Genomic DNA, 14,882 nt, shown 5'->3' with positions numbered 1-14,882 from the left:
TCGGTGTGAGTTTCCCCTTATTAAACACTATTCAGGCATTTCCAAAGCGTGTAGCTAACATCCCGGAAAAACCAAAAAATCCCATCCCCAAGACAAAAGTCTCAGGGACGAGATTGTTACACTCGTGGTACCACCCAGATTCGCCAATATGTCGCCATACCAGCCTCTTCGAGTTAAGGATAACTGCATTCAATTATGCCGCATCCGCATATACTCTCGCTCTGTAACAGGAGCTCCTGTCACACCATCCCTCAAGCCTTAAAGTTCCGATGTGCTGCTCTGAGTCTTTATTCAATAAAAAATTCTTTACCCCTTTTCAGCTGCCGGAGCTCTCTGTAAAAGAAACCTTTTATCTACTCATCTCTTCGTCGCATTTGATATTGCGATTATAATATCAAAATTACCATCGTGAAGTAAACACATTTTTTTAGATAATGGAATTTATACGTTTTCAGCGGAGCTGAACAATTCAATTATCGCAAGAAAAACTTCAGCAAAACGCGGTCTGTCTTCTGTGAAAGTACGTCGATAGACGTTTTTCTTATAAATTACTGCAAATGGCTATTTCTTTACTGCTTTTTGGCAACAATCGCATACGTTCCCAGTGGGCTCTCAGGCCCCGAGGCATGATGTGTCCTAAGTAATTTCAGTTCGGAAAGAAGAAGTGTTTTTACCTTATTCGGAATCGGAAGCATCTGCAGTTCCATAGGCGCTTCTGCCAGTGTCATTTCGGTTTCCCAGCGACCGTCCTGCAGCTCGGGAGAATGGATCGAAATCTCTTCCTTAATCGTCCAGCCCGCCGCAGAGACAAGCTCTTGAATATCCTCCGGTGTAAAAAGCGTGCGCACATTGGAGAAGCTGTTCTCCTTGTAACATTCGACCTGGGACTGAATCAGAACGGATAACCAATGTGAGAGCTGGCTCACATCTGTAACTCGTGCATCCCATTCGGCGAAACATAACTGATGCCCCCACTTCCTAACCTTGCTAAGAATCTGGGCGAGTTCGTCAAATGATTTCAAGTACCAAGAACAATGGGAAAGTACAATCACATCAAACTCATTTTCGCCGAATTGGGCCTGATCACTTAGAATGTCAAAATCATAATCCATTCGAATTCGGTCACCCAGCGGAGATTTCCGCAGTTTGGCTGCCGCTTCACCTACGGTCAGTGGTGCACCATAATCCTCTGGTGCAATGTCTACACCATGAACATACCCGTGCTCCCCCACCAGATGTGCAAGCACGGCCGTTGTATCTCCCTGACCACAACCGATTTCCAGAACGCGGCTGCCTTCCCGGATCCCCCAAAAGAGTCCCAGTTTCATCCGATGCTCGGTCTGAATGTATTGAATGGCGGCATTGTCCTCCACGTCCATATACTTAATAAGGTCACTGATGATAGCCTCACTCATGATTCCTCACTCCTCAAAGAGCAACTTGAACTTCTTGCTCATTGTATCGTGACAGTCACCATTGTACAATGCTGGAGTCTATGCCAGAACCATGACACAGAGGAGACTCCGTCCTACAGCAGATATAAACTTCTGCTACATATCAATCCCTATCCCCACTGCGTTGCAAGCTTCTGAAGATATGGTGTCAGCATGGGCTGTAGTTCCTTACGCATCAGTCCAATCTCTAGGATCGCCTGAATATATCCAAACTGATCACCAATATCGTAGCGACGCCCCTCCAGCTCAAGGGCCAGCAGCTCTTCCACCTGGCTTACTTCTTTCAGCGCATCCGTTAGCTGATATTCCCCTCCAGCCCCTCTCTCGATTTGATCGAGAATTGGAAAGATGGAAGGTTTCAGAATGTATCGTCCCATCACGGCTGTTCGGGAGGGTGCTTCTGCCATTGAAGGTTTTTCTACCAGATTGGTAATTCGGTGAACCCGATCCTGTGCGCCCTGTGAATCAATAATTCCGTATTTACTCACGTCAGCATCCTGCACTTGCCGTACGCCGACAATCTGGCTGCCTGTCTTTTCATATAAATGAATCATCTGTGCGAGCGCCGGAGGATCAGACACCATAATATCATCTCCAAGCAGTACGGCGAACGGATCATCCCCCACAAACTGACGAGCACACCCAATCGCATGGCCCAATCCAAGCGGTTCTTTTTGACGGATAAAATGAATACTCGCCATTTCGCTGATCGCTTGCACTTCTTCCAATAGAGCTTGCTTGCCTTTGGCATACAGGGAATGCTCCAATTCAACCGATTTGTCAAAATGATCCTCGATCGATTTTTTATTGCGCCCGGTTACGATAATGATATTTTCAATGCCCGATTGTACCGCTTCTTCCACAATGTATTGGATGGCTGGTTTGTCCACTATCGGCAGCATTTCTTTGGGTTGAGCCTTGGTTGCTGGCAAAAATCGGGTGCCAAGCCCCGCTGCCGGAATGACTGCTTTTTTAATTCTCATATCATGAAACACTCCTTTCATTAGCATCAGATAAAGGATCAGATCCTTGAACGGGCTCTGCCCGGAACACCCAATACCGACTGGCAATATAGTTTATAACCATGCCTGAGAGAGTCGCCAGTATTTTACTCATTACAACACTCCAACCTAATGTGCTATTGCAGATATACAAAATCAGGGAGGATAAAGACAGTACCACCAGATTGGTGATTACAAAACGCATGAATTCGTTTTTTTTGCCTTGTCTTCCCGCATCCTGGAAGGTCCACCTGCCGTTCCACCAGTAACTGTTCACGACCCCACAGCTATACGAGATCACCTGAGCAATTAGAGCAGGTGCGCCTGCGGCAGCGAGCAACGTGAATACCATTGCATCCACCGCCGTATTCAGGACACCCACAATTCCAAACTTAAATATAGTGACCAAACGATTAGTCATGATGAGCAACTCTGCCCGTTAACCGTGACTGACTCGACTGACTTTCCACCTGATATACATCTCTTACGATATATAGCGGACGCGCCTTCGTTTCATCATAGATTCGGCCAACATACTCGCCAAGAATGCCCAGCATGATCAGAATGAAGCCGTTAAAGATCAGCATGATGCTGACCATTGAAGGCCATCCTTTGATCGTTGAATCTGTAAATATCGCTGAAGCGATGACACTTAGCATATAAATGAAACCGCCGATGGATAGAACAGCTCCTACGTAACCTGCCAGCTTGAGCGGTTTGTGTGAGAATGAGGTAATGCCGTCCAGACTCAGCTTCAACATGCGTTTCAGCGGGTATTTTGTCTCCCCTGCTAAACGTTCATCCCGTTCGTACTCAATGGCCGTCTGACGGAACCCCACCCAACTGACCAGTCCGCGAACAAATCGATTTTTTTCCGGAAGGCGTTTCATCTCATCACATATCTTGCGATCAATCAGACGGAAATCCCCGGTATCTACTGGAATATCCGTATCCGTCGACGCACGCAGTACGCGGTAGAACAGGCTTGCCGACCATTTCTTGAAGCGGGTCTCCCCGCTTCGTCTGGTCCGACGGGCATAGACAACCTCATAGCCCTCTTTCCACTTGTCGATCATGTCCAATATCAGCTCGGGAGGGTCCTGAAGATCCGCATCAATAATGACGACCGCATCGCCTGCTGCATAATCCATCCCTGCTGTAATCGCGATCTGGTGACCGAAGTTGCGTGCAAAATCAATCAGCTTCACACTCTCGTCCCAACGGGCGTAGTCACGAATCATCTGTGCACTTTGGTCCACGCTACCGTCATTGACAAACAGCAGCTCGTAGCTCTCTCCCGTACTGCCCATCACTTTTTTCAGACGCCGATAAGTCTCCTCAATCACCGCTTCTTCGTTATACATCGGAATGATAATGCTGTAACGGCACTTTTGAGCCATGTTCGTTCCCTCCCTTATACCAATCGATCACGCTTATAATTTCACTTCATATAAAGTGGTTTGACCACCGAAACCGGAACCGCTGTCCGTAACTGTCTTCCACTCTGAAGTTGGAATTTCGGTACCATGCTCCTTGATCCAGTCACCGATATCAGAACTTCCACCTCGGCCGCCCATGCCACCTACCATGAAGTATTTCACTTGTCCACTCTTCACAAGTTGTTCCAGTTTTTCCGTGGTATACACCGGATCTGAGCCCGAGAACCCCCCAAGCGTAATGACCGCTTCATTCTCATCGATGATATATGGAGCTGCCTGGTTATAGTCCGTCGTTGCGAAGAGATAGGTTTCACCTGTGTTATGCTCTCTCAGATAACTCAGTGTAGTGGTGTCCACTTCTTCGTTGCGGTTTCCCGCTCCACCTCGCCCACCTGTCGTAGGCATGCCTGCTCCGCCATTCATGTTTCCGCCTGAATTCGGAGGTGTTCCCATGCCCGCATCGTTCGGGTCAGTTTCATCGGATGATGGGAAAGCCTGATCGGTGTCGGTGTCATTTGATGCATACGGCGGAACCATACCGCCACCATTGCGACCACCTTGTCTATCTCCCATCGCCATGCCCATTCCACCGAACATCCCATTGGAACCTGTCGGTCCAGCCGCCGGAATCATGCTGTTGCCTCCATATGTGATAGGGGTGAATGCCCAATAGGTTGGACCGATCAGCATGACCATGAAGCCTGCGATAATCAAACCCTGTTTCCATGGGTGTGAACGATTAAGCATCACAATCAGAATAACCGTGATCAGAATGCCTGCGATCAATTCACTTATGGACCAACCTGCCCCGATCGTTTCGTTATACACCTGCATGATGTACCAGCCGAAGATGGTCGTAAGCAGTACGGATATCGGAAGCAGCCAGGCTTGCCAGCCATTGCGTTCACGATACGCCGTCCACATGGCTGCAAATCCTGCTCCGGTTAATGCCGCTACTGGAGGGGCGAGCATAATCAGATAATATTGATGGAAGAAACCAGCTACACTAAAGAAAGCAGCTACCGGAAGCAGCCAAGCCAGCCAGAACAAAGCTTCCTTGTGCTTATCTGTTATATTTCTCCGTCTTAATCCTGCAAAAATCGCGAAGCAGCCAAGTAATACCATCGGCAAAAGCCAACTGGCCTGGCCGGACAGTTCGGTCTGGAATAAGCGCAGAGGACCTTTTTCCCCTGTACCAAACATGCCACCCATGCCTCCACCGCCGCCATTACCGCCTCCGAAATTCCTTCCATTAGGCATCTCGCCACCGTTTGGCATCTGACCGCCCGGGAAAGTCATTCCGTTCATACCACCCATTTCACCATTTCCCGGTGCATTGCCTGTTGGAGCCGAGCCGCTGCCCGACTGATCGGATGCTGATGTTTGGGAAGTTGCGTTGCCACGGACCTTGCCTTCATCAGAGGCGTTTGGCATGCCTGCATTCGCTGATCTGTTCTGTTGTCCCGTGAGACGGGATAAGCCGTTATATCCAAAAGCCAGCTCCAGCACCGAATTGGTTTCACTGCTGCCGATATAAGGCCGTTCATCTGTCGGTATAGAATCCACGGTAACTGCCCAGGATAAGGAAACAACTGCCAGCACTGCCGTACTTCCGATCAGCAGGATGATTTTTCTTCTCCACTTTGCATTGAATGCAAGCAGATAAAACAAGTAGAAAGCCGGAAGAATCATGTAGGCTTGCAGCATTTTCATATTAAAAGCAAGTCCAATGAGTGCAAAGGCAACCAGGATGCGCCACGTACTACCTTGCTTGCTTCCCTTGAACAAAAACCATGAACCCAGCAGCAACGTGAATACCAACATGCTGTCAATATTGTTGGTACGGCTGACCGCTGCCACAACAGGAACAGTCGCCATCGCAAGTGCCGAGATTCGCGCCGCGGCAAGACCAAATGTAGGCTTGACCATGAAATATATCAGCAGCACCGAACCGATCCCCGCTAACGCTTGCGGTAAAATAACACTCCATCCATGTAATCCAAATACGTAAGCAAAAGCGGTTTGAATCCAGAAGACAACCGGTGGTTTGTCTACGGTTACCGAACCAGCCGAGTCAAGCGATGCGTAGAAAAAGTTATGGAAATTTCTCAGCATGCTCCCGACAGCGGTCGTATAATAGGAATTGGCATATTGGTCGTTCCAGATGCCATACCCGTTCAGAAATGCCGCCAGTAAAACAATCGGCAGAAGGACAAGGTCAATCCTTCGTTTGGCGTTATTCAATCTCAATCACTCCTTCAAGTTCTTCATGTCTACTATTGTGACATGCCAAAGTAAAACTGGGATGAGTGCCCGCTGAATGTTGCCTGAGGATAACTTGCAAACTTTTCAGCTAATTTTCAGTTTGGCGAGCGATAATACAGCATATAGACCTCTAGATTTGAGGGTATGTAATCGATGGATTTAACGGGAGGGAACGCCTGCTTATGAAGCTAAGTACTGGCATTAAAATACTATTGGCAGATGATGAACCACATATTTTGCAATTTCTGGAGCTTGGGCTAAGCAACGAAGGATTTGACGTACGTACGGCCCCGGATGGAGCCGCTGCGCTTGAATTGGCACTAGACTTTCGTCCACATATGGCCATTCTGGATGTCATGATGCCCGAGATGGATGGGTTTGAGGTTGTTGAGCGTCTGCGCAAGAGCGGGGCTCAGGTCGGGGTGATCATGCTGACAGCCAAAGATGAAGTCGAGAATCGGGTAAAAGGCCTATGGCTCGGTGCTGACGATTATATGATTAAGCCTTTTGCGTTCGATGAACTGCTTGCACGGATTCAGGCAAGGCTGCGTAATCAGTTTCCTTTATTAATAGGGGCAGTGACTCATGGTCCATTCCGAATTGATGATCAACGCAAAGAGATTACCTATCACGATCAGATTCTGGAGTTATCTCCAACCGAATATGAACTATTAAAATTCATCGTGCTTAATCATGGCATTGTCCTGAGTAAAGCGACCATTCTGAACCGCGTGTGGGGATACGATTTTGGTGGAGAAGAGAATATTGTGGAGGTGTACGTCCGCTCCTTGCGTGACAAACTGGGGGATAAAGAACATAAGCTCATTCGTACACTTCGAGGTGTCGGATACAGGGTGGATCTCTAATGACCTCTTTATTAAAGAAAGATAAACATTTTTGGACATGGCTTCATCAATGGATATCGCCACATTCGCTCCGCTCTCAATTACTCGCGCGATCCCTTTTTATTATGGCTGCTCTGTTATTGTTAATTGGCATTCTTCAATTCTGGATTATGGAAAGCTTTCTGTATCGCAACCAGGCAAAAACTATGGAAGAACAGCTCATGTCCATGCCTCCTGTGTGGCTCGGATCGTCTTCACGAAATGGTGCAACGAACAATCCTTTTGGTGGGCAATCTGGATCAGATCCAAGAGGATCAGGCAATCGTTTCTTATACATTCCTGACCGTTCACTGGCTTTATTTGATAATCAAAGTGGCTTCGAGGACATTTTTGGTGAAGACGGTCTGACCGCTCCTCGCTTGACATCAGTTGAATATCAGAACATTACAGATCGGATCAACGATAAACAACATGTTCCGTACCGGATTGTAACGGATAACCAAGGCAATGAGCAGCTAATCGTCTTCTCCTCGCCTGGACCGCGTAATCGCGGCTTACCCATGGTGCAGATGGGCACTGCTACGAAACCGCTAAAAGATTTGATTGTGAAACAGCTTCTGATCTTCTTGATGTTATCCCTGCTGGCTATGGTGGCTGGACTCGTTCTATACGCCAAAGCACTTCGCCGGACACTGATTCCCTTGTCCAGTATGGTAGATACGGTGCAACGAATCGATGCAGGCAGCCTGGCCGAACGCCTTCCTTCTGTCCAGGGACAACAGGAAGTGGATCAGCTGGCGCTTTCATTTAACGGCATGCTCGAGAGGCTTGAAGACTCGTTTGAAGCAGAGCGGGAGTCGAAAGAACAGATGCAGCGTTTTCTGTCTGATGCTTCCCATGAACTGCGTACCCCTCTTACCTCCATTCACGGATTTATTGAGGTGCTCAAGCGCGGCGCAGCTTCCAACAGCGAGCAATTATATAACGCTTTGAACAGCATGTATGGTGAATCGGTGCGGATTAACAAACTTGTAGAGGATCTGCTGATGCTGACCAAGCTGGATCAGGCGCCTCAGCAGGAGCAGGAAGTCATCCAACTTGACAGTCTGCTGCTCGAAATGCAGCCACAGTTGATCATGATGGCTCAGGAAAGACAGGTTCATCTCGACCTGACCGCTGAAGTTCATGTAATGGCTGATGCTCACAAACTAAAACAGGTTGTACTCAATCTGTTCCACAATGCAGTGCAGCACACCGATTCAGATCGGGGAACCATCAGTATTTCGTTGTATGCCGCTCAGCATAAAGCCGAGTTAACCGTCAAAGATAACGGCTCTGGGATTGAACCGGAGCATCTCCCTCATATTTTTGAACGCTTCTATCGGACAAGCTCTTCCCGTTCCAGAAAACAAGGGGGCGCGGGTCTCGGCCTTGCCATTACCCGTTCGATTGTGGAATCGTATGGGGGGAAAATAACAGTGCGCAGCCAACTAGGAGCAGGAACGGAATTTACGATTTTGCTGCCATTGGTCAAGAGTGAATCCTAAGCTGAACGAGGCTTGTAAGATGCAGCCTTTCGTTTTATTGCGGCTCTTATCACATGACAAATGCCCCTTTCATTTCTGCGGAGAAATGAAGGGGGCATTTGTTTGGTATCGGATTGGTAGAATGGTGAAGAGTGCATATGTATCAAGGATTATCGTTGGTCTGCGAGCCATGCGTCAATTTCAACAATCCATTGATGCTGTTCATCCGCAAGTAATGTTTCCCATCCCAGCTCAGCAGCAGGCTTCAAATTTTTAGCCTGATCATCCACGTATATAATACGTACATCCCTGTCTAGATGAGATTGTACAAGTTCATATATCTCTATATTGGGCTTGCAATATCCGACCTGATTGGAAATGGTTATGCTCTTGCAGTACGGTTGGATCAACGGCAAAATAGATTGAATCCATTCATGACAATGATTGCTCAAGAGATGAAGTTCTGCCTGCTCGCTCCATCGTTCAAGACAATGCATGGCAGGTAGCAACTCTGTTGTTTGTTCAAGCAATTCATAAGCATACATCTTATCCATATTGGGATATTGGGTTTGCATCCAGATCCAGAACTGTTCCTCTGTCATCCTCCCTGTCCACAAGTCCTTGCGTATACCACTCAATTGCTCGATTAATACAGGAAAAGGCGCACCCGCATACCTAGCAAGCTCCTGCCAGAATGAAGAGGAAAGATTGTTGATCAACACACCCGCCAGATCTAAAACAAGCTGCGGTTTGGAATCCATGGGATCACTCCTGTACAGTCATCTTGAGCCAATTACAGTAGGGTTATCGTTGGTGCTTCAACAGTTGATAATGGTTGTACGGTTCATTTTCGATTTCAATCATATTCAGATATTCAAAATTGCATTTCTGTATTACCTTGTTGGATGCCTGATTCGTTAATAAAGCAATGGCATTCAATACCTCAACGTTTGTATTTTCAAATAAATACTGTGTTATTCCTTGTACTGCCTGCGTTGTATAGCCACGGTTCCGGAAGTGTTTCGAAATGCCGTACATAATCTCCCGATTGGGCGCTGGCAGTTCGTCCTTGATCCCCGAGCAGCACCATCCAATAAACTCATCATTTTCTTTGAGCACGATAGCCATACGTAAATAGAGGTCTCCAATGTCCCCTCCCGCCAAAACAGCTTGTTTAAAATTCTGATTCTCAGGGATTTCGTATTGAGTCAGCCAAAGGGCTCTCTCTTCAACTGTAGCATTCCATCCTGGCAAAAATTCGTAAACTTCGGGTTGCCAGGTGATCTCCTGCAATTTCTCCAAATCCTCAAGTCGATACTCGCGCAAATAAATATCTTTGCAATCAATGATTAATTCATCACTTTGGTTGGATTGTTTCATAATGCCTCCTGGTGTACATCTTATCTACCCTTATGCGTTCACTTTAAAGCTCGATAACAAAAAATCAATTCAAATTATAAGCTCGTATTACGTTGTTCTCTTCATCAAGAGCATACACATTCGTGAACGTTGTCATTAACATCATTTTGTCTTCACTCTGGTAAGCTTCCGGCATTCTCATGATAAACGTATTATTGTTTGACTCAACCTCCTGAGTTTCACCGTTTGTATATTCAATCTTAAACTTGTGTACAGGCATATCCGAATATAAAGCGCCCCATATAAAATTCCCTTTGTTGTTCTTCGGTTCCGCTTGTACCAAAAAGGCAGGCCCCACATCTGAACTCGCTGTCCAACCTGATTCACTATCGGTATCATAGTGATATCTCCCATTCTTCAGTTCATAAGCAGCGAAAACATATTGTGTTTGGTCCAGTGACAAAACCAGTTCATTTTGTTGATCTACATTAACCACTTGAAGGGGGTATTTCCATGTAGACTGAACAGCCTTCTCTAACGTTTTATATCCAAAAATATCATTCCAGAAGAATACACAAATACTAACCAGTACACATACAACAAAGCACGAACTTATCCATAACAGCTTCCTCATATTCCCCCCCTTGCACATTGCCAGTTACCCAACTAACATTGGCAGACCATAAACACCGTACCACTTTGATTTAAAATGGGACTCACGCAAGTCCCTCCTTTTTCATGAACTCGTCTTTGGTTAATCCGAACAGGATCATATCCTGGTATTTCCCATCGGTATAAATCACCTGACGACGCACGCCCTCCTGCACACATCCAAGCTTTCTCATCATCGCTGCAGAAGGTTCATTTCCTTCCAGAACATAATCATTGAATTTATTAAGCCTGCGCTCGAAAAAGGCATATTTCAACAATATTCGAATGGCTCTCGTCCCGTATCCTTTTCCGCGATGATCCCTGTCAATTTGAATCCCAATACTGAAGGTTCCATTCCGCTCATCGATGCTGTTCAGGTTCACGCCCCCAACATTCTCACCATCCATATTTTCAATCGTGAACATGATCCGCCCTCTGTCTAGAGAGAAATCGGAAAAGGCTTCCGTAAATTTCTTTGCCTCAGCATTCGTAGGTGGCAGCTCTACTGCACATTCCAGTAAACGACGAGCGGGTGAATCAAACCGGTTATAATAATGATCCTCCCAATCTTCCTCACGCAAAGCACGTAATCTGACCTTATCATCCTGCCAAAAATAATCGCTATAGTTAATCTCTCTCATTCTGATATCCCCCATTATTTTAATTTTCTAGCTCTACAAATACATCTTATTTGTTCCTTAGATCTTCAATAATTTGCTTGTGTGTGGGTAAGAAATGTTCTGGTATGGAATGTATATCAAAAAATCGTGTTTCTATGGACTCTTCACTCTCTTTTATCGTTCCACAAAAGTCGTTGCTTTTGAACATTACTTGCACCAATGCAACTTCATCTCCATTACTATAAACGACCTCGTATTCAGGACCTGAGTATATCGAGAATAATTCTATTGAATTCAGTGTTAAACCTGTTTCTTCATATACTTCTCTTTGTGCTGTCTCCTGAACGGTTTCTCCTATCTCCATAAATCCACCTGGAAACCCCCAGAATCCATTATCCGATCGTTTTTGTAATAGAACTTTGCCAGTCTCATCGATTACGATAGCCCCTGAAACCACCATGATAACTTTGGCGTTCCCCACAAATGACCGCATATACTGAATATAGTCCTGATCCATGGTTATCTCCTTATATTGTTAGAAAAATGATATATCAGAAACTTTTTTAATACGAACTACGCCTATGATAACCCATATTGTGGAATTTGAGGAGATTTGTTTTCATAAACGGTACAACTAAAAATAGCCCCCGGTCAGGAAAATCCTGCCGAAGGCTATCATCTATTTTATATAATACGTCATTACAATTCTTCTTCTTCCGGGTATTGAGGCTTGGTTACATTATCGGGGACCGTTTCATCGTAGACGTCCTGACCGGGATAATCCCGAACTTCCCCTTCGTGCAGCTCATGATTTTCATAATCGAAACGATGCGCGGTCCTTTGATCCACTCGCCATGGCGAGCTTTTGCCAAGAGATTCAGACATTAGAGATGAGCCGTAAGGACCTTCAGGGAACTCTTCGAGTGTGATATCATTTCGCTGCGACTCCACCGTGGACACATCGGTATATTCTTGTCTTTCTTCTTGCAAAAATTTATCCTTCATCGTTCGTCCCTCCATATCTGCTTCGAGGTGATCAAAGCATGTTTATTTTGAGCGGAAATGAAAGGATTTATGCATGATCCATGGCAAACACTGCTTTTCAATCTCTGATCCAGATATAAAATACAAAAACAATAAGTCCGATTATGCAAGTCCATGTATCTCGTTTGGACCATACCAATAAGGAGGAACGTGCTCCAAGCAGGGAATTCTCTCTAACTTTCCGCATTTCCATCGCAATCGTCATATCTTCTGCACGCTGAAACAACGCCATGAGCAAGGGAATGACCATTGGGCCAAGATCACGTACCCGTACCGTATTCGGTCGTAATGCAGCTTTGCCGCGTGCCCGGACGATCAGCGAGAATCGCTGCCATTCACTCCAGATCATCGGGATAAAACGAAAGATTAAAGACACGGCGAGTGCAAACGACGACACGGGCAGCTTGATTTTTTCGCCGATACCAAGTACCCAATTCAGTCCCTCGACCATACGGCCATAAGGCGTAGTCAGTGAAAACCAAAGACTTGCTAACGTAACGATAAACAAACGGTAGACATTCATTAACGTCCCCTCCGCCTGTATCAGGGAAAATCCGAACTGTAGGCCGCCACCTTCTGTAGAAAGAGTTGTGCCCGACAACGCGGTTGATACGAGAAAGAACAGTACGAGCGGTTTCATTAATTTCAAGCATCCCATCAGAGCCTGCCGTGGCAGCATAACGAGCGCCAAGATGACTGGCACCAACGTAAGAGATAGACCTAACCAGTCGTGTTGAAGCATCGCAGCGGTCACTAGCAAAATGTATAAAACCCATTTCAGACGCGGGTCCATGGCACCATACAATCCTCTGTTGGATCCTGATTCTGCGTGGGTGTGTATGACCCCCTGTGTGCCTTCTCCTCCCAAAGTGTCGGAGCTTGAAAAGGCAAGCTTCGCTTCATCTGTGAATTGATCCTCATTACCAATAACATCAACCTTCTGCTCTAAAGGCTCATTGACGGACTGAACAATACCTTCAGCCATTTCCTCCGGGGTCAACGCAGTAGAAGGAAAATGAATGCCCGCCGCCGCAAATTGTTGTGCCAGCTGCATGGAGGGTGGCAGACCAATTCCGGCAAGCTCCAGCAGATCTGGCCTTGTATGAAGTTCCCTTGGTGTGAGATCAGCAACTAGACGTCCCTCCTGCAACAAAAGAACCCGATCTGCATGCGGTAAAAATGTGTCCAGGTCGTGTGTAGCCACAATGGCTCCCTCACCTGCAGTTCGATGCTGATTCAAAGCATCCAGCAGTATAAGCACACTTTGTGCTTCCAATCCGGCGCTGGGTTCATCGAGCAATAGCCATGAAGGCTGCGTAGCAGTTCCCAAGGCAAGCCCCAGTCTTCTCCGTTCCCCCCCACTTAGTGCAAAGGGTGATCTGTTCGAATTGAATCGTTCTTCCCCTCCCTGACCCGCTGGGGAGTCCCAGCGCTCAAGCGCTTCGGAAATCTGCTTTTTCTTTTGTTCATCCGGTAGACGATATGGACGCAGGGAATAAGCAAATTCACGGCCAATGCTTCGGGCGAACAGCTGTTGCTCTGGGAATTGAAAGACCAACCCCATTTGCAACAGAATGGACTGCGGCACTTTCCCGTTCTGCCAGAAAGGCTCTCCGTCCAGCTTGAGACTACCCTCATCTGGAGGTTTTAGGCCAGCGATCGTTTGCAGCAGTGTGGTTTTGCCTGATCCTGTGCAGCCTAACAATAAAGTGATTTCGCCACGGTTCAGTCGGACAGTGATATCTTGAAGCAGCGCTCTTTTGTCAGCCTGTGACGAAGCTATACCTACATGTTCTAGTTCGATTGCCAAAGGGCTACCTCCTTAACCAACTGCTCTGGTCGCAGAGGTGTCGCATGTTGCAGCAGACCTTTCCGTTTTAGGAGTAGAGCCGTCTGCACTGTAAAAGGTGGAGCAAGCCCAAGCTGTTCGCAGGGTGATGGTTGTTGTGCTTCTTTTCCAGCGTCAGCCGTCGTCTCTTCCTTATCTTTTCCATAAAAGAAAGCCGCAGGCACTCCATCGTAAACACAGCGTCCCTGTTCCATGGCAATAATTCGATCGCACAGCGTCGCTTCCTCCAAATGATGCGTAATCCAGATTACCGCCGTCCCTTGCTGGACAATGGCTTGAACTACCGCCTCCATTCGTTCTCTGGCTCCCGGATCAAGCATGGCCGTAGGTTCGTCCAGAATGAGTACATCCGGTTTGGCCGCCAGCGCTACCGCGATATTAAGCAACTGCTTCTGTCCTCCAGACAGCATCGATATTGCCGCCTCCGGCGAGTGCTCAAGTCCTACCGTATGTAATGCGTGCTCTCTCCGTCGTAATTGTTCATCAGGAGATTCCAGCAGCGAGGATAAGGAAAAATGAAATTCCTCCTCAATGGTGTCTCCAAGTACCTGCGCATCAGGCTGCTGGAGGACTCCACGAACAACCAGTTCCGAAGAAGCCATCCTTTCCCCACCGGATAGCGGAGTGAATCCGATTAGCAGCCCTGCCAGCGTACTTTTGCCGCTACCATTGGCTCCCACAATACTTATCCATTCTCCCGGAGCTAATTCCAGCGAAACTCCATCCACTGCCTTACGAACAAGTCCTGACTCCGACGCATAATGAACACGGACATTCTCTAGTTTTATCAAAGGTGTAACGTCTTGCATCGCAAATTGGTCCTTTCCCT

The 14,882-nt window shown here is 46.9% G+C and carries 15 protein-coding genes and 1 other annotated feature; of the genes, 2 read left to right on the top strand and 13 right to left on the bottom strand.

Going from position 1 to position 14,882, the window contains the following annotated elements; all coding sequences use genetic code 11:
* Positions 1-100: 100 nt before the first annotated feature.
* Positions 101-378, bottom strand: a binding site (T-box leader).
* A gap of 191 nt (positions 379-569) precedes the next feature.
* From A6049_RS04870 to A6049_RS04850, 5 genes are all read right to left on the bottom strand, one after another.
* Positions 570-1,415, bottom strand: coding sequence for a class I SAM-dependent methyltransferase (locus A6049_RS04870; protein WP_063563526.1), 846 nt, complete (start codon positions 1,413-1,415; stop codon positions 570-572).
* A 149-nt stretch (positions 1,416-1,564) separates the two neighbouring features.
* Complete coding sequence (galU, locus tag A6049_RS04865; protein ID WP_063563525.1) at positions 1,565-2,437, bottom strand: UTP--glucose-1-phosphate uridylyltransferase GalU; 873 nt, start codon at positions 2,435-2,437, stop codon at positions 1,565-1,567.
* 1 nt (position 2,438) lies between these two features.
* Positions 2,439-2,876: a GtrA family protein gene (locus tag A6049_RS04860; protein ID WP_063563524.1), complete on the bottom strand. Its 438-nt coding sequence runs from the start codon at positions 2,874-2,876 to the stop codon at positions 2,439-2,441.
* Positions 2,869-3,855 carry a glycosyltransferase family 2 protein gene (locus A6049_RS04855; RefSeq protein WP_063563523.1) on the bottom strand — a complete coding sequence of 329 codons (987 nt, stop codon included), beginning with the start codon at positions 3,853-3,855 and terminating at the stop codon, positions 2,869-2,871. The genes A6049_RS04860 and A6049_RS04855 overlap by 8 nt, the downstream gene beginning before the upstream one ends.
* 33 nt (positions 3,856-3,888) lie before the next feature.
* Positions 3,889-6,138, bottom strand: coding sequence for a glycosyltransferase family 39 protein (locus A6049_RS04850; protein WP_063563522.1), 2,250 nt, complete (start codon positions 6,136-6,138; stop codon positions 3,889-3,891).
* A 203-nt stretch (positions 6,139-6,341) separates the two neighbouring features.
* On the opposite strand from A6049_RS04850, the gene A6049_RS04845 reads away from it, so the two are divergent.
* Positions 6,342-7,025, top strand: a complete 684-nt coding sequence (locus tag A6049_RS04845; protein ID WP_063563521.1) for a response regulator transcription factor — start codon at positions 6,342-6,344, stop codon at positions 7,023-7,025.
* On the top strand, positions 7,025-8,551 hold the full coding sequence (locus tag A6049_RS04840) for a sensor histidine kinase (RefSeq protein ID WP_063563520.1): 1,527 nt from the start codon (positions 7,025-7,027) through the stop codon (positions 8,549-8,551). The genes A6049_RS04845 and A6049_RS04840 overlap by 1 nt, the downstream gene beginning before the upstream one ends.
* Before the next feature lie 149 nt (positions 8,552-8,700).
* Here A6049_RS04840 and A6049_RS04835 read toward each other — a convergent pair whose 3' ends face one another.
* The 8 genes from A6049_RS04835 to A6049_RS04800 form a co-directional block, all read right to left on the bottom strand.
* A complete protein-coding gene (locus A6049_RS04835) occupies positions 8,701-9,291 on the bottom strand; it encodes an HAD-IA family hydrolase (protein WP_063563519.1) in 591 nt (196 codons plus the stop codon).
* A 43-nt stretch (positions 9,292-9,334) separates the two neighbouring features.
* Positions 9,335-9,910, bottom strand: a complete 576-nt coding sequence (locus A6049_RS04830) for a GNAT family N-acetyltransferase (RefSeq protein WP_063563518.1) — start codon at positions 9,908-9,910, stop codon at positions 9,335-9,337.
* 64 nt (positions 9,911-9,974) lie between these two features.
* Entirely contained in the window at positions 9,975-10,523 is a 549-nt protein-coding gene (locus A6049_RS04825) for a hypothetical protein (protein ID WP_063563517.1), read from the bottom strand.
* A gap of 82 nt (positions 10,524-10,605) precedes the next feature.
* Complete coding sequence (locus A6049_RS04820; RefSeq protein ID WP_063563516.1) at positions 10,606-11,181, bottom strand: GNAT family N-acetyltransferase; 576 nt, start codon at positions 11,179-11,181, stop codon at positions 10,606-10,608.
* A gap of 46 nt (positions 11,182-11,227) precedes the next feature.
* A complete protein-coding gene (locus A6049_RS04815; protein WP_063563515.1) occupies positions 11,228-11,677 on the bottom strand; it encodes an NUDIX hydrolase in 450 nt (149 codons plus the stop codon).
* 182 nt (positions 11,678-11,859) lie between these two features.
* Positions 11,860-12,165 carry a hypothetical protein gene (locus A6049_RS04810; RefSeq protein ID WP_063563514.1) on the bottom strand — a complete coding sequence of 102 codons (306 nt, stop codon included), beginning with the start codon at positions 12,163-12,165 and terminating at the stop codon, positions 11,860-11,862.
* A 97-nt stretch (positions 12,166-12,262) separates the two neighbouring features.
* Positions 12,263-14,014 carry an ATP-binding cassette domain-containing protein gene (locus A6049_RS04805; RefSeq protein WP_063563513.1) on the bottom strand — a complete coding sequence of 584 codons (1,752 nt, stop codon included), beginning with the start codon at positions 14,012-14,014 and terminating at the stop codon, positions 12,263-12,265.
* The gene (locus tag A6049_RS04800; RefSeq protein WP_161490547.1) at positions 13,999-14,844 is read right to left on the bottom strand and encodes an ATP-binding cassette domain-containing protein; all 846 of its coding nucleotides are present in this window, start codon (positions 14,842-14,844) and stop codon (positions 13,999-14,001) included. Before A6049_RS04800 ends, A6049_RS04805 begins: the two co-directional genes overlap by 16 nt.
* Positions 14,845-14,882 lie beyond the last annotated feature (38 nt).

This window comes from Paenibacillus sp. O199 (assembly GCF_001636635.1).
Taxonomy (GTDB): domain Bacteria; phylum Bacillota; class Bacilli; order Paenibacillales; family Paenibacillaceae; genus Paenibacillus; species Paenibacillus marchantiae.
The sequence above is the reverse complement of the archived record's forward strand: the minus strand, read 5'-3'. Positions and strand labels throughout refer to the sequence as shown.